This is a genomic window from Collinsella sp. TF09-1AT (assembly GCF_003436895.1).
In the GTDB taxonomy this organism is placed as follows: Bacteria; Actinomycetota; Coriobacteriia; order Coriobacteriales; family Coriobacteriaceae; genus Collinsella.
Genome location: NZ_QSRC01000010.1, coordinates 1 through 22,466 on the forward strand (window position 1 = coordinate 1; position 22,466 = coordinate 22,466).

Below are 22,466 nucleotides of genomic sequence, written 5' to 3' on the forward strand. Positions count from 1 at the left end.
AAGCTGGTCAAGACGGGCGACCCGTTCAGCCCGATGATCCCCGGCGTGGTCGCCGCCACGGGCGCTCTCTGCGTCATCGCGGCGTTGGTGCTCCGAAAAAAGCGTCGTTAAGACGGGATACGCGGGGCCGAACGCGGCGCCACATGAACGGTGTTGCGCATGCCATCGTGTCCGCAGATTGTGATAGATAACGGCCCGGGCCTCCCTCGTACCTGCAGGGAGGCCCGGGTTCTGCTATAGTTCTGAGCATTGTATATCTTAGGAGAACGAACCAAGCACATGCCCGATTCGAGTGACAGTTCCACGCCGCGACCTGGCATCGCGGCTGCCCCTGTTCCCATAGCGCGTGCCGACGCATCTTCGCGGGCGCAGCGCATCGCTCGGGCTGCCGGCTCAACGGCGCGCGAGGCCGCGAGCGCGGTCAAGCGCCATGCCCTCCCGCACTACACTCTCGGCGAGGAGATCGCCAACTCCGTCACGCACGGCATCGGCGCGGCGCTCTCAATCGCGGCGCTCGTCATCATGATCGTCAAGGCGGTCGTGGCCGGACAGCACCCCGCGTCCCTTGCATGTGCTCTGGTTTTCGGCATCACACTCATCCTCGAGTACCTCGCTTCCATGCTCTACCACGCCATCGCCCCGCAGGCCGCCAAGCGCGTCTTCCGCGTGATCGACCATTGCGGCATCTACGTGCTCATCGCGGGCAGCTACACCCCGTTTTGCCTCATCACGCTCGCAAACGACGGCGGCCCCGCGCTGTTCTTTGCCGTGTGGGCCATCGCCATCATCGGCATCGCCCTCGAGTGCTTTATGCGCGAACGTCAACCGCACTGGGTATGCGGCCTGGTCTACCTGCTGATGGGCTGGCTCGTCGTCTTTAAGTTGCCCGAGCTTGTGGCGCTGCTGAATCCCGTGGCGCTTGCCCTGCTCGCCGTCGGCGGCGTGTGCTACACCGTGGGCGTGCCGTTCTATATCGCCAAAAACGTGCGCTATCTGCACAGCGTGTTTCACCTGTGGGTGCTCGCCGGCAGCATCTTCCAGTTCATGGCGGTGATTCTCTTCGTAATCTAGCGATCGCGTCTGTGCCCGCGGACCCATCCAGGCGGCCACCGGGCGCAACTGCCCTATCCGTCACCAACGTTTTAACCTGACGTCCCGAATCTTGGAGGTTCGAGAAACTCCCGATGGACATAACCATCTCCCTTATCACCACCCTCGTTTTAACCCTCATCAACGGCTACTTCTCCATGTCGGAGATGGCGCTCACCACGGCCAAGCGCGCCGTGCTGGAGCACGAGGCCGAGGAAGGCGACAGGCGCGCCGAGCGTGCCATTAAGCTGGCTGCCGACTCCGACCAGCTGCTCGCCACCATCCAGGTCGCCATCACGCTCGTGGGATTCGCCTCGTCCGCCGTCGCCTCGACGAGTCTGTCCGACCCGCTCGCCACGTGGCTCATGAGTTTTGGCATCGCGCCGCTCTCCGCCATCGCGCGCGGCCTGGCGCCGGTCATCATCACCGTCGCGGTCGCCTTCGTGTCCATCGTGATTGGCGAGCTTGTGCCCAAGCGCATCGGCCTAGCCAATGCCGAGGGCGTGTCCAAGCAGGTCGTGGGGCCGTTGTCGTTTTTCCAAAAGATCGCCCGTCCGCTCGTGTGGCTGACTGGCGCTTGCTCCGATGGCCTAGCCCGCATCCTGCGCATCAAGAGTGCCGACGACCGTCAGAACGTCTCGGAAGAAGAGATCAAGTACATGGTCTCGGAGCAGGACGACCTGCTCGACGAGGAAAAGCGTATGATCCACGAGATCTTTGACTTGGGCGACACCGTTGCCCGCGAGGTCATGGTGCCGCGCGTGGACACCACCATGTGCGAGGATGACGAGACGGTCGCCGACGTGCTGTCCACCATGCGCCAGACCGGCTTTAGCCGCATCCCCGTCTATCACGAGGATCCCGACAACGTCGCCGGCATCGCGCATATCAAGGACCTGATTCAGCCCGCGCTCGACGGCGAGGGCGACCAGCCCATCGCCGGCTTTTTGCGCGACGCCACCTTTGTGCCCGACACTAAGGACATCCTGCCGCTGCTGTCCGAGATGCAGACCTCGCACGACCAGATCGTAGTGGTCGTGGACGAGTACGGCGGCACGGCCGGCATCATCACCATCGAGGACATCGTCGAGGAGATCGTGGGCGAGATCGAAGACGAGTTCGACCCCGACAACAAGTACCTCACGCGCCTTTCGCGCCGCGAGTGGCTTGTCGATGGGCGTTTTTCGTGCGATGACGCGATTGAGCTTGGTTGGCCGCTCGAGGAAAGCGATGATTATGAGACCATCGCCGGCTGGATTTTGGAGCTTTGCGACTCGGTGCCCGACATCGGAGAGGTGTTTGAGGTCGCGGGGTACAAGTTTAAGGTGCAGTCGATGCGTGGCCAGCGCATCTCGCTCATTCGCGTGATCGCTCCGGCCGAAACCGATAAGAAGGATTCCGAGTCTTCGGTAGACGAGCCGACGACGTCGGGTGCGGGTTCTGCGAATCCGCACGACGGCGACGAGTAGGACAAGGAAGAGTAGGGGAGAGTTATGGCAGGCCTGTTCAACATCCTTAAGGTCACCGTCAGCGAGGACAAGATCTGCGCGCATGTGCTGGTGAACCCCGGCATGCCGCTGATGACCTCGGAGGATATCGAGGCCACGGCGCGCGTGTACTACCTGGTGCCGGCGATTGCCAAGCACCTGTGCCTGGGCGATTCCGGCCGCGAGTTCCAGGATTGCATGGGTCAGACCGAGCTTTGCCACCTGCTGGAGCACGTGACGGTCGAGCTCATGAACGAGACCGGTCTTGCCGGCAGCATCTCGTGCGGTCGCACGCGCGTAAGCGAGCACGACGAGCGCGTCTTTGAGGTTGAGCTTTCGTGTCCCGACGACGCGCTGGCCATTGGCGCGCTGTCTTCGGCCACCTTTATGATGGATTGGGCCTATCTGCACGCCGACCAGCCGGCTCCCGATGTGGACGGTACGGTCGCGGGCCTGCGCAACCTGGTGCTGGGGATGCGCGCCGAGGCCGAGGGCAAGGATCCCCACGAGGCCGTCGCCGCTGCGAACGGCGAAGATGCTGCCGAGGACGAGGGCGCTGACGAGGGCGATGTGCCGGTCGACGCCGAGCCTGTTGCCGATGCGACCGCCGAGCCCGTTCCCACCGAGCCCCAGGGCGTCCCCAACTTTGACGACGAGCCCCAGGTGGCGATTGATACCGAGGGCGCGGTTGCCGAAAACCACGAGGCTTCCGCTGCCGTCTTTGGCGGTGCGGCGACGGTTCCGGCGGGACCTGCGCATGAGGGCGGCCTGCCGCTCGTGGACGGCGCCGGCGAGGACCCGGGTGCCACAGTGGCCATGCCGGCTATGCCTCAGGAGTAGGCCTACGCGTTTATTACCATCACGGACCTGCGCCTTTGCCGTACGCAGATGAGCGGAGCGGCAAGTGATGCGCTGCGGGTATAATGGACAGCATTCAAACGGTGGGCACCGACGTGCCCGCAGGAGAGGAATGATCATGGGTAAGACTTTCAGCTTTGTCTCCGGCGCACTTTTTGGTGCCGCTGCCGGCGCTATTATCGGCGTTGCTCTGGCTCCGCGCCCGGGCGCCGAGACCCGCGCCATGGCTGCCGATATCGCCAACGACGCCTGGGACAATATGCGCGACACCTACGAGCACGGCGCCGAGGAGGCCCGTGCTGCGGTCAACGATTTTGGCCCGATGGTCGACGCCAAGACCGACGACCTGCGCGCCAAGGTCGACCTGGCCCGCGAGCGCATGGACCAGCTGCGCGAGCAGCTCAACGACGCCATTTCGGGCGGCAACGTGACGCCTGCCGCCGACGTCGTGGTCGAGAACGCCGTCGAGGCTGATACCGAGGCTGCGGAGCCCTCGACCGAGGCATAATGCGCGCCGGGGATTTTGTCGGCGCCAAGATCTATCGCAAGCCTACCGAGGACAAGCGCATCAAAAAGGACGGCACGCCGCGCAGCCCTAAAAAGCTCGGAAAGATTCACTTTCCGGTTTTTACCCCGGGCGGTACGCGCGTGGTCGGCTTTATGGTCCGCCAGTCCGATATCGCGGGCATGATCGAGCGTCCCGACCGATTCGTAGCGCTCGACGCCATTGGTGTCTACGAGGGCGCCATTGCGGTCGATGACGTCAAGGACACGTACGATGCCGCCGCCGCCAAGCGCCTCGACATCAACCTGGACGATTGCATCATCTGGGTCGGTATGGACGTGCGCACGGAATCGGGCGACGTCGTGGGCTATTGCTCGGACGTTGAGTTCAAGCCACGCTCGGGTATCGTGCAGGCATTCTATGTGACCGCCGGTGCTGCTTCGAGTGTTTTGGTTGGTGACACGCAGGTGCCGCCGACGATGCTGCGGGGCTACGAGAACGGCGCGATGGTCGTCTCGGACGAGGTCAAGTCGCTCGGGTATTCGGGCGGTGCGGCTGCCAAGGCCGCTGAGGCCAGCGTCGTGGTGGGTGACAAGGTCAAGAAGGGCGCCAAGGTGCTCGATGACAAGGGATCGGTCGCCGTGGACAAGGGCAGCCGCGCACTGGGCAAGCAGCTCGGCAAGACGCGCGGTATGTTCAAGGCGTTTAAGGACGAATATCAAAAGGCGAGCGGGGGCTCGTCAAAAGCTAGCAAATAGCGACGTACCAAATGATGGGAGGCGAGCCGGAGACCTGTTGCTCCGGCTTGCTGCGTTTATGGGGGAGGGCACATGCGCCAAAACGGATCTAACTTAAACGGGCGCTCGGGTGCGCGTCCGACGGCGCGACGCGACCTGGGGCAGCTGCCCAGCGGCCAGCGCCGTCGCCGCCGTAAGCCCGGCGCGATGTACCTCAACCATAGCCGTGGATTTAGCGATCGCAGCGCGCGCATCGGCAGCGGGCGCTCACCGCGCCGACCGTCCCGCCTGCCCTATGCGCTCATCGCCGTGGGTTGCGCGCTCGTACTGTTTATCGCTGCCGTCGTGGGCTACGTAAACCGCAGCGTGGACGTGGAACTCAACGGGCAAAAGACCGCGGTGCGCGTGGGCTCTACGTTGCAGAATCTTATCGACGACCAGGAGTTGGCTGACACCTACGACGCAGGCGACCTGTTGGCCGTCGATGACAGCGTGCTCAAGCGCCATGGGGGCGAAAAGCTGTCGGTGAAGGTCGACGGCAAGCGCGTGAAGCAGGGCAAATGGGATAGCCGCGAACTTGAGGGCGGCGAGAAGGTGACGGTCAAGGATGGCCGTAACACCTACGAGAAGCATGAGGTTCAGGCTACGGTTATCGATCCCAAGCTCAAGGTCGAGGGCACGGGTGCCATCGAGTACGTCAAGACGTGGGGCATCCAGGGCCGCTCCGAGGTGTGGGTCGGCGAGCAGTCGGGCAAGACGCAGGACCGCGGCGAGGTCGTGAACGCTACCGATTGCGTGGTCGAGTGCGCGAGCGTGGCGCCCAAGGGCAACGAAAAGTACGTGGCGCTGACGTTTGACGAGGGCCCGAGCGGCGCCACCAAACAGATCTTGCAGGTGCTCAAGGAAAAGGGCGTCACCGCGACGTTCTTCCTTTCGGGCGATGCGGCCGAGGCCTCGCCTGCCACGGCCAAGGCGATTGTCGATGCCGGGTGCGAGATTGGCTCCAACAGCTACAGCGATGATTCGCTCAAGGGCGAGGATCGCGAGACAGTACGCGAACAGATCACGAAAGGTACCGATGCGATTAAGTCGGCGACCGGCGTGAAGACGATGCTGCTGCGCGCTCCCTATGCTGCCTTTGACGAGCAAAACTGGATCGACTCGATGGACCTGGTCTCCGCCGTGGTCTCGTGGAATATCGATTCGGGTGACTGGCTGCTCAAAGGTGCCGACGAGCAGGTCTCGACGGTGCTCGATTCGGTGACGCCAGGCAATATCGTGCTGCTCACCGATAGAGACGAATGCGCCGAGCAGACGCTCGAGGCGCTGCCGCAGATTATCGACGGGCTTATTGCCGACGGCTACAAGATCGTGACGCTCAGCGATCTGGTCAAGACGGACACAGCGCTGAGCAAAAAGCTCACGTCACTGACGAAGGTCACCATGCCCAAGAACGCCGTATTTCCCCAACTTGCCGAGGACGACGACGCCACGGAGTAGCTCAAACGAGTGGCACGGTGGGACAAAATTATCAGTAGTGTTTGTCCCACCACTTCGCTGCGGACGACTATGTCACGGATACGTCAGCGTTTGGTATGCCTGCAATGTGCAGCGCATAAATTCGGTGCCGCAGCGCGATGCTGATGCTATAGTTACTGCGGTTAATAAGGGTCAAGAGAAAGGTTACAGGTGAAATCCAAACCTCGACCATACAGTCGATGACCCCATGCAGGTGCTTTCTGCGCATGCACGGGGTGTAAGCGTCGAGCGGCGTGCCGCCCGCGCATGCGTATACATATCAAACAGTCCACGGATAGCGTGCCCGTCCGGCCGCGGTCCGCAGGGATAATGATGGGGAGCACCATTGAATTATCTGAGTGAGATGCTCAAATTGCCGGTCTTGGACGTCGACGGCGAAAAGCTCGGCGTTGTGAACGATTTTGGCATTGCAACCGGCGAAGTTTTTCCGCACGTGACGTCGCTCGCGTTTCGCGGCCCCGGCAAGACGCCGTTTATGATCAGCTGGCGCAAATGGGTCGACCGTATCGACGAGACGGGCGTGTATCTCAATACGTCTGCCACCAACATTCGCTTTTCGTACCTGCAGCCGACCGAGCTCCTGCTGGCGCGCGATGTGCTCAATAAGCAAATCGTCGATACGCAAGGCATGAAGGTCGTGCGTGTCAACGACATCAAGTTCTCCATGTCGGGCGAAAATCAGCTGCGTCTGCTGGGTGCCGAGGTCGGCGCCCGCGGTCTGCTGCGTGCAATCAGTCCCGCGCTCGAGCATATCGTCGAGGGCTTTATGAAGCACTTGGGCAAGCCGCTCAGCGAGGAAATTATCGCCTGGTCTTACATGGACCTGCTCGACCGCTCGACTAAGAACATCCAGCTCTCGGTGTCGCACAAGACGCTTGGCGAGCTGCATCCTGCCGACATCGCTGACATCATCGAGCAGCTCGACCCGCGCCTACGCGCGCAGGTGTTCGCGCAGCTCGATACGGCACAGGCCGCCGAGGCCATCTCGGAGTTCGATGATGACGAGCTCATGACCGAGATGCTCGAGGGCCTGTCCGATACCGACGCATCGTCGATGCTGGCCATGATGGACCCGGACGACGCTGCCGACCTGATCGACGAGCTCGATTATGAGAAGGCCGAGAAGCTCCTGCGCCTGATGGGCGTCAAGGAGGAGAAGGCGATTCGTAACCTGCTAGGGTATGAAGACAACACCGCCGGCCGCATCATGACCTCGGAGTTTGTCTCCCTGCCCGCCACGGCAACGGTCGGCGATGCCATCGAGGCAATTCGCAAACTCGACGAGGACTTCGAGAGCGTCTACTACGTCTATACCGAGGATCCGAGTGGCATGCTGACGGGCGTGCTTTCGCTGCGCACGCTGATCGTGGCCGACCGCGACGCCACGCTAGGCCAGCTTGCTTATCGCGATCTGGTCTATGTGTCGCCCGACGAGGACCAGGAAGACGTGACAGATGAGATGACCAAGTATGACCTGGTAGCTATCCCCGTCTGTGACGAGAACCGCCACATCCTGGGTATCGTGACCTTCGACGACGCCATGGACGTTATTGCCGAGGAGCACCAGGAGGACCTGCAGATCGCCGGTGTCGGTTCGGGCGATAGCGCATCGGACGACTCGACGAACGTGCTCAGCTGGTTTGTGCATCGCCAGTACTGGGTCGTCGTGTGGGGCATTGCCTCGTGCATCATGGCGACGGTGCTGGGGACGGCGCTGGGCTCCGCGTATCTGGTGGTGTTCCCCATGTGCGCCATGCCGCTCGTGCTGCTGGCTGCCTCGCGCATGGTGTCGTTCGTCAAGAACTACTTCCTGGAGTACGACGGCCATGACGATGAGCCCAAGCCGTATCTGGGGTTCTTCTTCCAGAGCACGGGTATGGGCCTGATCCTTTCGCTTGTTACTTACCTGTGTGCGCAGCTGGTGCGCACCGCCGCGTTCCCCGATGCCCCTATGTTTGAGGAGCAGCTCTTTACCGGCTGCTTTAACATTGCTGCCATCATCTGCCTGGTGGGCAACATGAGCGCCGTGATTTATCTGATGGTGCTGTTCTGGCGCGATGAGCACGACCTCAACACGTCGGGTACCGCTATGAACGTCATCGCCGTCATGATCTCGTGTGTGGCGTACTGCATCGCCGCGGTGCTGCTCACCATGTCAGTCATGGGTTAGGTGGTCTCGTGGAAAACACGAAACAAAAGGCGAGCGCCAAGCAAAAGCTGACCATCGCCGCCATCTTTGGCGCTATGGGTCCCGGCCTGCTGGCGGCGCTTTCGGGCAATGACGCCGGCGGCATTGCAACGTATTCCAGTGCGGGCGCCAGCTATGGCTATAAGATGCTCTGGATGCTTCCCGTCATGACCGTGCTGCTTATCGTGACGCAGGAGACCGCGGCGCGCTGCGGCTGCGTCACGGGCAAGGGCCTGGCATCGCTTATTCGCGAGCGCTTTGGCGTGCGCAAGAGCGTGCTGGCCATGGCGGCGCTGTTGATCGCCAACACGGCTGTGACCATTTCGGAGTTTGCGGGTATCGCGAGCGGCCTTGCCCTCTTTGGCGTGCCGGCGAGCATCTCGGTGCCGTTGGTGGCGCTGCTGGTGTGGATGCTTACCATGTCGGGTAGCTTCCAGCGCATCGAGAAGATTCTGCTGCTGGTAAGCTGCGTCTTCGTGACCTATATTGTCGCCGCGTTTATGGCCGGTCCCAACTGGGGTGAGGTCGCGGTCGACTTGGTCGTCCCCAATATTCAGAACGATCCCAGCTACGTGTCGCTCGTGGTCGCAACGATCGGTACCACCATCGCGCCGTGGATGATTTTCTTGGCGCAGAATAACGTGGTCGATAAGAATGCGGGCGAGGACGATATCGTGCTGCAGCGTATTGATACCGTGAGCGGCTCGATCGCTGCTGATATCATTGCGGGCTTCATTATCATCACGACCGGTACGGTGCTGTTCCCGGCGGGTATTCAGATTAGCGATGCCGCCGATGCCGCCCGCGCGCTGGAGCCCATCGCGGGTCAGTGGTCCACGGTGCTGTTTGCCTCGGGCCTGGTCGCAGCGAGCTTTTTGGCTGCCTGCGTGCTGCCGGGCGTTACGTCGAGTGCCATCTGCGAGGCTTTTGGTTGGGAGCGCGGCGCCGATCGCAGCTGGGACGAGGCCCCGGTATATCGCGGCATCATTACGGCCATCATCGGTATCTCTGCCGTACTGGTGCTTATGCCTGGTGTCGATCTGTTCCAGATTATGATGACCTCGCAGGTCATCAACGGCGTGCTGTTGCCCGTGGTTTTGGTGTTTCAGGTGGTTATTGCCGCCGATCGTCACATTATGGGCGCCAACCGCAACGGCCGCGTGTGGAATGTGCTTACGTGGGCGACTATCGGCGTGATCACGGTGCTGACGGTTGTCATGTTTGTCCTGCAGGCGATGGGTTACAGCGCTTAGCGCCTCTTTTGGACTCCAAACAGGCCGCCGCCATGGGTTGCGGCCTGTATTTTGCCTGTTATAGGGGGTTAGTAATATGCGGGTGGACAAAAAATGCCAAATATGAGTACTGTTGCCTGGCCGATAGCATTTACAACTAAGAAAATAATAAACATATCTAAAAATCTGTTCATTAAAAGCGGAGCTCCAAGTCCTAAGCCGGCCATTCTGGTCAACTGGAAGGGTCGCGCGCTACCGCATGGGCGCCATTTTGGGTGGTTTTGCCTGCTACTTAAATTGTAACAGTACTCATATTTGCCTCTTTTTGTCCACGACCTCTTGGAGCCGGCTCGAAAAGAGTAATTTTGGGTTGCTTGCTGCGGGTGTGGGCTTGGAAACAACGCTCGGGGTGGCGAGGCGTCCAGAATTCGGTCGCAAGGAGGGCGTTCCTCGGCTGTGTCAGGAGTGTCCCTAGGTGCCGGCACATAAGGAACGTCCCTAACTGCCGGAGGGGGGAGTTTGCGCTGCAGGTTACTTGTCGGTGCCCAGCTTGTGCGGCTTGAGAGCGAGCGCATTGACGAGCGCGTCGGCGGCGGACTTGACGGCTGCCGGCTGCGGATCGTTGACGTGGTCCTCGGGGTGCACGGGCAGGTCTTTCTTGACCGCATCGTGGATCAGGTTGAGGTACTCGGTCACGCCGGTAGTCGACAGGTGCGTGCCGTCGCCATCGAACAGGTCGTTGCGGTTGGCACTGTGCCCGTACCAGTCGATAACGCGTACATTCTTGTAGCGCGTGGCGGCGTTGGCGATGGCCTGGTTCGTGGACCCGACCCACGGCTGCGGGCTGCGAGTGTTCACAAACACCACAATACGCTTATCTCCCGCAACGGCCATGATCGCGTCGACCTGGGCGTCCGTTACCAAACCGTTAGTGCCCAGGGCAAAGACCACGATCTTGCCGGCAAGGTTCTGCTGGATATAGCCCTCAAATGTCGCGCGGCCCGCATCAAACTGGCGGCCCTTTTCGGCATCGATATGGCTGTGAGGAAACATGCTGTCAAAGGAATCAACGGCGCGCAGCGACACGGAGTCACCGATCATCAACAGGTCGTAGGAGCCATCGGGGAAGCCGTCGTTGTCCTTGTCGGTGTCGTCGGCCGCCTGCTGGTCGGTGGGCGCGGTGTTTTTGGCTTCCTTGTTGAGGACTTCGGCGCCCTCACCGCTCAGCGCGGAGGTCTCCGGCACAAAGATCAGGCCGCCCAGCGCGATAACAAGCACGATCCCGCAAGTGGCGCACACAGGAATATGCGCGCGCACCCAGTTGGCGGGTGTGGTGGTGCCGTCGCGGAACTCGGCGACGGTACGGCCGAAGGCGCCCTTCCTAAACGGCGTCTCGATAAAGCGATACGAACATTCGGCCACGGCGATCACCAACAACACCTGCAAGATGTACTGCCACCAGGGCGTGTCGTTGATGTTGGCGACCGGGTTCATGAGCAACAGCAGCGGATAGTGCCACAGGTAGATGCTGTACGAGCGCTTGCCAACCCACACGAGCGGCTCGGTGGACAGCGCGCGGGCAACCATTCCCTGGGGCTGCACGCAGGCCGCGATGACCATGAGCGTGAGGATGGAACATAACAGCGTGCCGCCGCGATACTGGAACGCGGTGTAGCCGTTGGTGAGCGCGACCATGGCGGCAAGGCCAACCAGACCCACGACGCCCAACACATCGATGGATGCGGGCGAGGACCAAAAGCGCACGAGGGCGCTCGGCTGTGCCGGGGCGGTCTCGGCTGCTTCGTCGGCCTTCTCGCCAGACTTGCCCTCGGCGTTCTTGCCGTGCTTGGCGGCGCCAGCCAGGCGATTGAGCCCCAAACGATGAGCGAGACGCACCGGCGCCAGGTCGCGATCGGGGATAAAGGCCATCCAGGCACCCAGCAGCAGCGAGAACACGCGGGTGTCGGTGCCGTAGTACACGCGGCTGGGGTCGGCGGCAGGGTTATAGAGCAGCATCATGGCGAGGGCAGATACCGCGGCAAGGCCCAGAACCACGCGGCGCGTGTTGGGCTTGCTCACATGCATGGATACCATGGCAAACAGCAGTGGCGGCCAAATCAGGTAGAACTGTTCCTCGATGGCAAGCGACCAAAAGTGCGTGAGCGGCGAGGGGTCGCCCAGAGCATTGAAGTACGAGACGTTTTGGGCAATCTGCCACCAGTTGTTGAAGAACAGCAGCGACGGCAGGATGTCGGGGCGCATCTTGGTGAGCATCACGTGGTTAAAGATGGTGCACAGCGCGCAGGTCACGAACACTACCGTTACCACGGCGGGGACCAGGCGACGGATACGGCGGATCCAGAAGCTTTTGAGGTCGATGCGGCCGGTCTTAGCGACTTCGTTGAGTAGCAGGCGTGTGATCAGATAGCCCGAAAGCACAAAGAAGATCGTGACGCCGAGCAGACCGCCCTGCGCCCACGTGAGGTTGAGGTGATAGAGCACCACCGCGACGACGGCAAGCGTGCGCAAACCGTCGAGCGCAGGGATATAGCGGGACTTGGGGCGAGCAGGCGTCTGCTCCGCGGCGGGAGTGTTGGCGCGGCCCTCGTTGTTGGCGGAAGCGCGATGGGGGCTCGCGGTGCGTCGCGGCTCGTTGGCACGGCGTTCGCCCTTCACGCGTTCGTGCGGCGCCGGCTCGTTGCCCGTGCGGCGTCGACCGCGCGAGCCCGATTGCGAGAATTGTTCCATAAAACATCATCCAATGACGAGAATAATCAGCACATATTCATTGTAGCTGCCTGCCCCTGTGAATGCTTGCTGCTGGCGCAAGCTCAAGCGCGCGTCCACATCAAAGTGGACTAAAGTTATAGGGGGTGCGAGAGTGCACAATCGTTGGTCGACGGTGGGCGCAAAGCCTGAAGGCGAGGAGGTTTCCATGGCGGATCACAGCATCGTTGCGGTGTTCGGCAGCATGAACATGGACCTTTCGGTGGCGTGCGAGCGCATGCCGCGCGCGGGCGAGACCGTTGGCGGTAGCGGTTTTATCACCAACGCCGGTGGCAAGGGCGCTAACCAGGCCGTTGCCGCTGCGCGCATGGGTGCGCGCACGTGCATGATCGGCGCTGTTGGGCGCGATACCTTTGGCGATGCGCTCGTGGCAGGGCTCCAGGATGCCGGCGTGGGCGTTGAGTTTGTGGCGCGTCGCGATGACGTGGAGACCGGTACCGCGACTATCATTCGCTGCGAGAGCGACAACCGCATCGTGCTGTCGCCGGGCGCCAACCATGCGCTTGCGGGCGAGGACGTTGCCCGCGCACTGAGGCGCTTGGTGGCCGACGAGCTCGACGGCGATGCCAGCGAGATTGCCCCGGCTGCCGGAAGCGTCTTTATTGCCCAGGGCGAATGTGACCTTGCGGCAACGGCCGCGGCACTCTCTTGCGCTCACGAGCTGGGGTTCTATACGATCTTTAACCCGGCGCCCGCCTGCGACCTGCCGGCAGGAGCGTGGCCAGCGGTCGACCTGGTCTGCCCCAACGAGACCGAGTGCCAGGTGCTGACGGGCGTTCTGCCTACGGATGATGCGAGTTGCGTCGCCGCGCTCAATGCGCTGCTCGACAAGGGCGCCGGGGCTGCGGTCATCACGTTGGGCGGCGCCGGCTCGGTTACGCTCGGCGATGGCGGTGAGCCGCTGCGCATGCCGGCGCTTTCGAGCGCGGTGGTCGATACGACGGCCGCGGGCGATACGTTTATCGGCGCGTTGGCGGCAGCTCGTCTGGAGGGCCTGCCGCTCTTTGAGTGCATGGCGGCGGGCGCTCGCGCCTCGGCGGTGACGGTGTCGCGCCTGGGCGCTCAGCAATCAATTCCCACGCGTGCGGAAGTCGAGCACAAGTTTGGTTTAGACGGTTTGGATGTAGACGGAGAAGCGGAGTAGAACAATGGCAACCAAGAAGCTGATCCTTGATCTGGATATGGGTGTGGATGATGCGATGGCGCTTGCCTATGCCATCGCGAGCCCCGAGGTGGAGCTCGTCGGCATCACCACGTGCTTTGGCAACGTGCGCGTCGAGCAGTCGGCGCACAACTGCTTGGCGGTGCTCGACCTGTTGGGCCGTCCCGAGGTGCCGGTGTACCTGGGCGCCGATCGTCCCATGAAGGCGACCGAACCCTACACGCCGCCGGCGTCCACCACGCTTATCCACGGCAAGAACGGCATTGGCGGCGCAAGCGTGCCCGCCTCGCCGTATGAGCCGGTGGGCGCGACGTCGACCGATGGCAATGCGGCGGTCGATTACCTGATTGATGCCGCGCGTACTTATGGTCCCGATCTGGTCTACGTTGCGACCGGCCCGCTCTCCAACCTGGCACTTGCCTTGGAGCGCGATGCGGCGGCGATGATGTCCATCGGCCGCGTGGTCGTGATGGGCGGCGCCCTTACCGTGCCCGGCAACGTGAGCGCGGGCGCCGAGGCCAACATGGCGGGCGACCCCGAGGCTGCCGACGCCGTGCTGCGCTCGGGCCGCAAGCTCACCATGGTGGGCCTGGATGTGACGCATCGCGTGGTGCTCACGCGCCGCGACGTTGCCGGCTGGACGGGCTCGGGCACTATGGCTGGCTGCGCGTTTGCGAGCATGGTCGAGCACTATATCGGTTCGTACGAAATGAACGCGCCCTACCTGGGCGGCTGCGCGCTGCACGATCCGCTGGCGGTTGCCGTGGCGATTGATCCCACGCTCGTGGGTGCGCTCGGCTGTAACCTGCGCGTTGACTTGCTGGGCGAGTACCGCGGCCGCACCATCTGCGATGAGCGCCGTGTGGCCGACCCCGACAAGAGCGCGCTCGTGGCGCTCACCGTGGACGCCCCACGTTTCCTCGCGGAGTTTAAGGCGCGCATGGCCCGCGTCCTGGGCTAAACGGTTTCTGTGCCCCGTTCCAGATTAGCTACCGAGTAAATGCGCCCGTTGGGGGAATAGTTGTGCCGCTTCGCTTGACAACAGGCTAAACTAGCTATTAAACATTTACTATTCTGTTTAGATTGAATTTGCGGTCGTTTAGTTGTCGAGTCACAGGGCGGTCAGGCCACGATGCTCGACCGCGACCGTTACTAGGGGGAACAATGGCCAAAGCAAGTGTCCGCGAAATCAGCCGCATCACCGGTTTTTCGCCTGCGACCGTGTCCAACGCGCTCAACCGCAAGCGCAGCGTGAGCGAGGAGACCGCCAAGGTCATCCTGGAGTGCGCGCAGTCGCTCGGCTATCAGCAGTCGACGCAGCTCGAGAGCATCCAGTTTGTGCTCGCGCGCAAGACGGGCGCCATTCTGGACGAGAGCACCTTTCATCCCGCAGTCATCGAGGGCGTGGAGCGCCAGGCGCGTCGCCACGGCATGAGCACGAGCTTTGTCTCGCTCGACTTTAGCGACCTGGACGCCGTGCGCCCGCAGGTCGAGGGCCTGATTGCCGATCCGTCTGCCGCCATCGTGCTGATGGGCACCGAGCTGGGCGAAGAAGACTACGCCCTGTTCGCTAACGCCGCTGCCCACCTGATTGTGCTCGATGGCTGGAGCGACCGCCAGTACTTTGATGCCGTGGTCATTGCCAATACCGATTCGGTGCTGCGCGCCGTGGACTACCTTATCGAGAAAGGCCACAAGCAAATCGGCTATCTGGCGGGCGACCTTCGTATCCGCAACTTTAAGGATCGCGAGCGCGGCTATCGTCAAGCGCTTGAGGATGCGGACCTCGAGGCCAACCCGGCATGGCGTGTCACGCTGGGCACCACACTCGAAGGCGCCTATCGCGACATGGGTGTGTGGCTCGACAACGCCTCGCACGAAGATCTGCCGACGGCTTTCTTTGCCGAGAACGACGTGCTCGCTGTGGGTGCCATGCGCGCGCTCAACGAGCACGGCATTCGCGTGCCCGAGGATGTCTCGATCATCGGCTTTGACGATCTGTCTTTGGGCGCCTTCTCCAACCCGCCGCTCACCACGGTGCATGTTCCCAAGCACGAGGTGGGCGAGATCGCGGTGCGTCGTCTGGTGGGCAACATCCGCAATCCCAAGAGCTATACCTGCAAGACGGCCGTATCGACGTATTTTGTCGAGCGCCAGAGCGTGCGCGAAATCTAGGCGAAGGCAGCATCGCTCGCGGCGCGTCAAAGCGCGCGAGGGCAGTAAGTGCAACACCGTTCAAAAGGGGGTCCTTCGGGACCCTTTTTTGTTCTCCTTGTATGTTCAGTTTGTTTACATACCGTTTAGGCTGATTTCTCTACCGCCTGCGGGTATTTCGCGCTAAACTTCTAAACAGAATAGTAAAACATTTAGTAAACAAAACAAAACGAAACAATCGTCTGTTTACTGAACATGTGACTAGGGGAGGACGTACATGGATAAGATCAAACTCGGCTTTGTGCCCACGCGCCGAAGCATTTTTAGCGCGCCGGACGCGATCAAGTATCGCGGCCTGACGGCTGATCGCCTGCGCGAGATCGGCGTCGACATTGTGGACATCGACGACATCAACGACGAGGGCCTGCTGTTTGACGACAGCCATATCGAGCCTATCGTCAAGAAGTTCCGCGCCGAGGGCGTTGACGGCATCATGCTGTGCCACGCCAACTTTGGCACCGAGTACGTTTGCGCCCGCCTTGCCCGTGAGCTCGGCCTGCCCGTGCTGCTGTGGGGCCCGCGCGACGAGCGCCCCGAGCCCGACGGCACCCGCCTGCGCGACAGCCAGTGTGGCCTGTTCGCGACCGGCAAGGTCCTGCGCCGCTTCCAGGTTCCCTTCACCTACATGACCAACTGCCGCCTGACCGATCCCGAGTTCGAGCGCGGCGTCTGGGACTTTTTGGCCGTGTGCAACGTGGTCAAGACCTTCAAGCACACTCGCATCCTGCAGATGGCCACCCGTCCGTTCGACTTCTGGTCCACTATGTGCAACGAGGGCGAGCTGCTCGAGAAGTTCAATATTCAGCTTTCGCCCATCCCCATGACCGAACTTGTTCAGGCCGTGCGCGACGCCCAGGCCGACGAGCAGGCCATGGCCGCCATGCTTGCCCACATTCGCGACAGCTTTGAGATCTGCATCCCCGAGGACAAGGTCCCCGCGGTTGCAGGGCTCGCTATCGCCATGAAGCGTCTGGTCGATAAGTACGGCTGCAACGCCGGCGCCATCCAGTGCTGGAACGCTCTGCAGGACGAGCTGGGCATTATGCCCTGCGCCGCCAACGCCATCCTCAATGAGATGGGTATCCCGGTCGTCTGCGAGACCGATATCCACGGCGCCATTACCGCGCTGATGGTCGAGGCCGCCGACCTGGGCCGTCACCGTGGCATGTTCGCCGACTGGACCGTGCGCCATCCCGACAACGAGAACGGCGAGCTGCTGCAACACTGCGGTCCCTGGCCCTGCAGCTGCGCGGCTGTCAAGCCCAAGCTCACCTACCCGCTGGCTTTCGATCACCCTGGTGCGCTGACGGCCGAGGCCAAGCACGGCAACCTCACCCTTGCCCGCTTTGATGGCGACAACGGCGAGTATTCGCTGCTGCTCGGCAACGCCCGCGGCATCGACGGGCCGGCCGGCATGGGCACCTACCTGTGGGTCGAGGTCGACAACCTCAAGCGCCTCGAGGCCAAGATCGTCGAGGGCCCCTACATTCACCACTGCGTCGCCATTCACGCCAACGTGGTACCGGTGCTCTACGAGGCGTGCAAGTACATTGGCATCCAGCCCGACCTATACGACCCGATTGAAGAAGACGTCAAAGCCTACCTGCGAGGAGAGTAGAAATGGCAACTATCGAAGAGCTTGAGTCCCTGCGTTGGGATCTTCGCCGCGATTGCGTCGATATCATCATGGCTGGCGCCGGCGGCCACATCGGCGGCGACATGTCGGTGATCGACGCCGTCATGACCCTCTATGCCAACCACCTCAACATTTCGCCCGAGACCGTCGACGACCCCAACCGTGACCGCTTTGTGCTCTCTAAGGGCCACGCCATGGAGGCCTACTACGCGGTGCTGTGCCACGAGGGCTATCTGGACCTCGACGACGTCAAGGCCCGCTTCTCCAAGTTCGGCAGCCCCTACATCGGCCACCCCAACAACAAGCTCAAGGGCATCGAGATGAACTCCGGCTCGTTGGGTCACGGTCTGCCCGTGGCCGTGGGCATGGCGCTTGCCGGCAAGATGGACGGCCGCGACTACCGCGTCTACACCATCATGGGCGACGGCGAGCTTGCCGAGGGCTCGGTCTGGGAAGGCGCCATGAGCGGCGGCAACTACCAGCTCGATAACCTGTGCGCGCTCGTGGACCGCAACCGCCTGCAGATCAGTGGCAGCACCGAGGACGTCATGAAGCAGGATTCGCAGGAGGAGCGCTGGGCCGCCTTCGGCTGGAACGTGCTGTCCATTCCGGGCAACGACGTCCAAGCCATCGATGCCGCGCTGACGTTGGCCACCGAGACCAAGGGCAAGCCCACGGTCATCATCCTCAACACGGTGAAGGGCTATGGCTCGCCCGTTATGGAGGACAAGGCCGCCTGGCATCATCACCTGCCCAACGATGAGGAATATGCCCAGATCATCGCCGATTTCGCTGCTCATAAGGAGGCCATCAATGGCTAACAAGATCGCCAACCGCAAGGTTATCTGCGACACGCTGCTCGAGGCCGCGAAGACCGATAAGGACATCGTCGTCCTGTGCTCCGACTCCCGCGGCTCCGCATCGCTCACGCCGTTCTTTGATCAGTATCCCCAGCAGTCCGTCGAGGTCGGCATCGCCGAGCAGGACCTGGTGAGCATCGCCGCCGGCATGGCTTCGTGCGGCAAGAAGGCCTGGGCCGCCTCGCCGGCGTCCTTTGTGACCACGCGTTCGTATGAGCAGTGCAAGGTCGATGTCTCGTACTCCAACACCAACGTTAAGCTCATCGGTATCTCGGGCGGCGTGTCCTACGGCGCCTTGGGCATGAGCCATCACTCCGCGCAGGATATCGCTGCCATGAGCGCGATTCCCAACATGCGCGTATATCTGCCGAGCGATCGTTTCCAGACTGCCGAGCTCGTGCGCGCCCTGGTTGCCGACAACAAGCCGGCCTACATCCGCGTGGGCCGCAACCCGGTCGAGGACGTGTATACCGAGGACGAGTGCCCGTTCCAGATGGATCGCGCCACCTGGGTGCGTCGTGGCACCGATGTGACGATTGTCGCCACCGGTGAGATGGTCCGCCATGCCGTGGACGCCGCCGACCTGCTGGCCGAGCAGGGTATCTCCGCTACCGTGCTCGACATGTACTGCGTCAAGCCGCTCGACGCCGAGGCCGTAATTGAGGCCGCCGGTGCCACGCGCGCCGTCGTGACCGTCGAGGAGCACAGCCCCTTTGGCGGCTTGGGCTCCATGGTCGCGCAGGTCGTGGGCGAGCATTGCCCTCGTCCGGTTAAGTGTCTGAGCCTGCCCGACGCGCCGGTCATCACCGGCACGAGTCCCGAGGTCTTTGCGCACTATGGCCTGACGGGTGCCGGAATCGCGCAGACCGTCGCCGAGTTCCTTCCCGCAGAGTAATTGGAATGTGACAAAGGGACAGTCCCTTTGTCACATTCATTTTGAAAGGGGTGGCCATGGGCCGCTACATCATCGGAATCGATCAATCCACGCAGGGCACCAAGGCGCTGCTGGTGGACGAGGGCGGCCATCTGATTCATCGTGCCGACCGCGCGCATCGCCAGATCGTCAACGAGGCCGGCTGGGTGAGCCATGATCCGGCCGAGATCGCGGCCAACGTTCTGGCCGTGGCGCGCGCCGTGGTGGAGGAGACCGGGGTCGACCCGGCCGACGTCGCCGGCATTGGCATTTCCAACCAGCGTGAGACCACCGTTGCCTGGAACCGTGCGACGGGCGAGCCGCTGTGCGACGCCGTGGTGTGGCAGTGCGCCCGCGCCCGTGAACTGTGTGACGAGCTGGCCGCCCGCGAGGGCGTGACCGAGCTGGTGCGCGACACGACAGGTCTGGTGCTCTCGCCCTACTATCCGGCGGGCAAGATGGCTTGGATCCTCGCGAACGTTCCGGCGGCTGCCGAGGCCGCGGCGGCGGGCGAGCTGTGTCTGGGCACCATCGATACTTGGGTGGTCTGGACGCTCACGGGCGGCGCGGAGTTCCGCTGCGACTGGTCCAATGCCAGCCGCACGCAGCTCTTCGACCTGCGCCGTGGCTGTTGGAGCGAGCCGGTGTGCGAGGCCTTTGGCATTGATCCGGCGTGCTTGCCGCAGGTGACCGATTCCGACGGCCTGTTCGGCACAACGGACCTGGGCGGCTTTTTGCCGGCCCCCGTGCCGGTGCACGGCGTGCTGGGCGACAGCCATGCGGCCCTGTTTGCGCAAGGCTGCCACAGCCGCGGCATGGCCAAGGCGACCTATGGCACCGGCAGCTCGGTCATGATGAACGTCGGCGACGAGTTTGTCGCGAGCTCGCAGGGGCTTTCGAGCTCGCTTGCATGGCGTATGAACGGCGTGACCGAGTATGTGCTCGAGGGCAACGTGAGCTACGCCGGCGCCGTCAAGACCTGGCTGCGCGACGATTTGGAGCTCATCAACAACCCCGAGGAGGTCACCGACCTGTGCTACGCCGCCAATCCGGCGAGCCGCGTCTACTTTGTGCCGGCGTTTACCGGCCTGGGCGCGCCGCACTGGGCAAGTGATGCCGAGGGCTGCGTCTTTGGCATGACGCGCACCACGGGTCGCGCGGAGTTCGTAAAGGCCGCCGATGAGTCGATCGCCTATCAGATCTTCGACGTCATTGATGCGATGGTCGAGGATTCGGGCGCCGCACTGGCCGAGCTTCGTGTTGACGGCGGCCCCACGCGTGACGCGTACCTGATGCAGTTTGAGAGCGACTTGGTCGGCTCGCCCATCCGCATTGCGAGCAATGACGAGATGAGCGGTCTGGGCGCAGCTTGGGCCTGCGGCATTGCGCTGGGCATGTACGCGCGCGATGTCGTTGACGTCTATGGCGCCCGCGGCATCGTGGAGCCCACCATGTCCGTCGACGAGCGCGCCAAAAAGATCGCCGGCTGGCGCCACGCGGTGAAGGCCACAATTTCCTACACTGCCTAGAATGATTTTTCTGGGACGGGGATTAAAAACTCATTGGTCCTCGTCCCAGGTAGCTAATTTGGGACGGGGCTTTTTTGACTGGTATGATTGGTGCGACCATTCGAACCAGCTAAAAGAGCCCCGTCCCAAATTGACTACCGAGAGGATCTGCCATGGAGCGCATCGCCAGCTTTTCCGTTGACCATCTGCTGCTTGAGCCCGGCGTGTATGTGAGCCGCATCGACCGCGATCCGGCGACCGGTGCTGCCGTCACCACGTTTGACCTGCGCCTGACCACGCCCAACAAAGAGCCGGTCATGAACACGGCCGAGTGCCATACCATCGAGCACCTGGGCGCGACGTTCCTTCGCAATCATGCCGAGTGGTCGAGCCGCATTGTCTACTTTGGCCCCATGGGCTGCCGCACGGGCTTTTACCTCGTCGTATTTGGCGAAGTGACGAGCGAGGAGATCCTGCCGATCGTGCGTGAGCTGTTCGAGTTTGTCGCCGACTTTGAGGGCGATGTCCCCGGTGCCGCTCCCGAGGAGTGCGGTAACTACCTGGACCAGAACCTCCCCATGGCAAACTGGCTTGCGCGCCGTTATCTCGACCGTGACCTGGCCGATATCGACGAGAAGCATCTGCACTATCAACAGGCATAAAGCTGCTCGCAAAATATCGTTTGCACCAGAAGCGCCTCCGCTGTCAGCGGTGGCGCTTTTTCATACTGAGCGCTCAAAACGCGAAGAAATTGTTCTAGAATGTTCGTACTGTCACATAAACGAACAGGAGTGAACATGCATATCTACTCTGTCAACGATCCCGAGTTCAAATCCTATGGCAACGTTTGGGATGACGTTCCGTCCGTGCTCACGTCGCCCGTGCTCGAGGCGCTCTCTGCCACGCCCATCCCCGAGGGCAGCAAGTACGTAGCAAGCGCGCCGGAGCTCGAGGGCGTCAAGGATGCCGATAAGCTGGGCTTTCTCATGTACGGCGGCCGTCCCTTCCAGCTGGGCTGGTGCAACGGCCACAACACGCAGCTCAACTGCCTGGAGTATCACCGCGCCAGCGAGTTTAACCTGGGCGCCCGCGACTTTATCCTGCTCGTGGCGCATCGCTGGGAGATTGAGGGCGGCAAGCTCGACACCGCGTGCGTCAAGGCGTTCCGCGTGCCGGCGGGTACGGTCGTCGAAGTCTTCAACACCACGCTCCACTACACGCCGTGCATGGTCGACGACGGCGGCTTCCAGGTAATGGTTGCGTTGCCCGCCGGCACCAATGGTCCGCGCCCCGAGGCCGCAGCCGACATGCCCGCGGTCGGCGACAGCTACTGCTACTGGAAGGCCGACAAGTGGGTCCTCTGCCACGCCGACAGCCCCAAGGCAGCCGAAGGCGGCTACGTGGGCCTCATCGGCAAAAACCTCGACATCAACGTGGACTAAATCCAAAAACCACCACGAAGGGGACAGGCATCTTTGTGGTGGTTTTTTCCTATATAGAACACCTGTACGACTCCTTTCCTTTCTTTCCTATTTTTTCCTTTTTTTCCTATTGAGGCGGCGGTCTGATTTCCGTTTGTCTCGTTCTGTAACATCTAGCAGGCAAAATCGTCTCTACCTATTACAGATCGAGACAAACTGCAGGGGCGGTCCGAAAATCTTGATCTGTAACAATAAGCCCGGTTTTGACGGCCTAACTGTTACAGAGCGAGACAAACCGACCAAAACCACCACAAAGGTGCCTGTCCCCTT

General features: G+C 62.0%; 18 protein-coding genes. 17 read left to right on the forward strand and 1 reads right to left on the reverse strand.

Annotated features, from left to right (window positions below; all coding sequences use genetic code 11):
• Positions 1-279 precede the first annotated feature (279 nt).
• The 8 genes from DXC90_RS08720 to DXC90_RS08755 all read left to right on the forward strand — a co-directional run bounded on the left by DXC90_RS08720 (position 280) and on the right by DXC90_RS08755 (position 9,656).
• Positions 280-1,071, forward strand: coding sequence for a hemolysin III family protein (locus tag DXC90_RS08720; RefSeq protein WP_117735634.1), 792 nt, complete (start codon positions 280-282; stop codon positions 1,069-1,071).
• 113 nt (positions 1,072-1,184) lie between these two features.
• The gene (locus DXC90_RS08725; protein ID WP_117735635.1) at positions 1,185-2,558 is read left to right on the forward strand and encodes a hemolysin family protein; all 1,374 of its coding nucleotides are present in this window, start codon (positions 1,185-1,187) and stop codon (positions 2,556-2,558) included.
• A 24-nt stretch (positions 2,559-2,582) separates the two neighbouring features.
• Positions 2,583-3,416 carry a hypothetical protein gene (locus DXC90_RS09790; RefSeq protein WP_233502267.1) on the forward strand — a complete coding sequence of 278 codons (834 nt, stop codon included), beginning with the start codon at positions 2,583-2,585 and terminating at the stop codon, positions 3,414-3,416.
• 136 nt (positions 3,417-3,552) lie between these two features.
• Positions 3,553-3,942 (forward strand): YtxH domain-containing protein, encoded by a 390-nt coding sequence (locus DXC90_RS08735; protein ID WP_117735667.1) that lies wholly within the window; start codon positions 3,553-3,555, stop codon positions 3,940-3,942.
• A complete protein-coding gene (locus tag DXC90_RS08740; protein WP_117735636.1) occupies positions 3,942-4,697 on the forward strand; it encodes a PRC-barrel domain containing protein in 756 nt (251 codons plus the stop codon). The genes DXC90_RS08735 and DXC90_RS08740 overlap by 1 nt, the downstream gene beginning before the upstream one ends.
• Before the next feature lie 72 nt (positions 4,698-4,769).
• Positions 4,770-6,176 (forward strand): polysaccharide deacetylase family protein, encoded by a 1,407-nt coding sequence (locus DXC90_RS08745; RefSeq protein WP_233502268.1) that lies wholly within the window; start codon positions 4,770-4,772, stop codon positions 6,174-6,176.
• A 364-nt stretch (positions 6,177-6,540) separates the two neighbouring features.
• On the forward strand, positions 6,541-8,385 hold the full coding sequence (locus DXC90_RS08750; protein ID WP_117735637.1) for a magnesium transporter: 1,845 nt from the start codon (positions 6,541-6,543) through the stop codon (positions 8,383-8,385).
• A gap of 74 nt (positions 8,386-8,459) precedes the next feature.
• Positions 8,460-9,656, forward strand: coding sequence for an Nramp family divalent metal transporter (locus DXC90_RS08755; protein WP_055252163.1), 1,197 nt, complete (start codon positions 8,460-8,462; stop codon positions 9,654-9,656).
• 510 nt (positions 9,657-10,166) lie between these two features.
• Here DXC90_RS08755 and DXC90_RS08760 read toward each other — a convergent pair.
• A complete protein-coding gene (locus DXC90_RS08760; protein ID WP_117735638.1) occupies positions 10,167-12,383 on the reverse strand; it encodes an acyltransferase family protein in 2,217 nt (738 codons plus the stop codon).
• Positions 12,384-12,570: 187 nt separating this feature from the next.
• Between DXC90_RS08760 and DXC90_RS08765 the strand changes: the two genes are divergently transcribed.
• The 9 genes from DXC90_RS08765 to DXC90_RS08805 all read left to right on the forward strand — a co-directional run bounded on the left by DXC90_RS08765 (position 12,571) and on the right by DXC90_RS08805 (position 22,157).
• Positions 12,571-13,566 (forward strand): ribokinase, encoded by a 996-nt coding sequence (locus DXC90_RS08765; RefSeq protein ID WP_117735639.1) that lies wholly within the window; start codon positions 12,571-12,573, stop codon positions 13,564-13,566.
• 4 nt (positions 13,567-13,570) lie between these two features.
• Positions 13,571-14,545 (forward strand): nucleoside hydrolase, encoded by a 975-nt coding sequence (locus DXC90_RS08770; protein WP_117735640.1) that lies wholly within the window; start codon positions 13,571-13,573, stop codon positions 14,543-14,545.
• 203 nt (positions 14,546-14,748) lie between these two features.
• Positions 14,749-15,759, forward strand: a complete 1,011-nt coding sequence (locus tag DXC90_RS08775) for a LacI family DNA-binding transcriptional regulator (protein ID WP_117735641.1) — start codon at positions 14,749-14,751, stop codon at positions 15,757-15,759.
• Positions 15,760-16,015: 256 nt separating this feature from the next.
• Positions 16,016-17,416 carry an L-fucose/L-arabinose isomerase family protein gene (locus DXC90_RS08780; protein ID WP_117735642.1) on the forward strand — a complete coding sequence of 467 codons (1,401 nt, stop codon included), beginning with the start codon at positions 16,016-16,018 and terminating at the stop codon, positions 17,414-17,416.
• A 2-nt stretch (positions 17,417-17,418) separates the two neighbouring features.
• Positions 17,419-18,255: a transketolase gene (locus tag DXC90_RS08785; protein ID WP_199406664.1), complete on the forward strand. Its 837-nt coding sequence runs from the start codon at positions 17,419-17,421 to the stop codon at positions 18,253-18,255.
• Positions 18,248-19,189: a transketolase family protein gene (locus tag DXC90_RS08790; RefSeq protein ID WP_117735643.1), complete on the forward strand. Its 942-nt coding sequence runs from the start codon at positions 18,248-18,250 to the stop codon at positions 19,187-19,189. Before DXC90_RS08785 ends, DXC90_RS08790 begins: the two co-directional genes overlap by 8 nt.
• Positions 19,190-19,245: 56 nt before the next feature.
• Positions 19,246-20,736: a glycerol kinase GlpK gene (locus DXC90_RS08795; protein ID WP_199406665.1), complete on the forward strand. Its 1,491-nt coding sequence runs from the start codon at positions 19,246-19,248 to the stop codon at positions 20,734-20,736.
• Positions 20,737-20,888: 152 nt separating this feature from the next.
• A complete protein-coding gene (locus DXC90_RS08800; protein WP_117735645.1) occupies positions 20,889-21,377 on the forward strand; it encodes an S-ribosylhomocysteine lyase in 489 nt (162 codons plus the stop codon).
• Positions 21,378-21,512: 135 nt separating this feature from the next.
• Positions 21,513-22,157 carry a DUF4867 family protein gene (locus DXC90_RS08805; RefSeq protein ID WP_117735646.1) on the forward strand — a complete coding sequence of 215 codons (645 nt, stop codon included), beginning with the start codon at positions 21,513-21,515 and terminating at the stop codon, positions 22,155-22,157.
• Positions 22,158-22,466 lie beyond the last annotated feature (309 nt).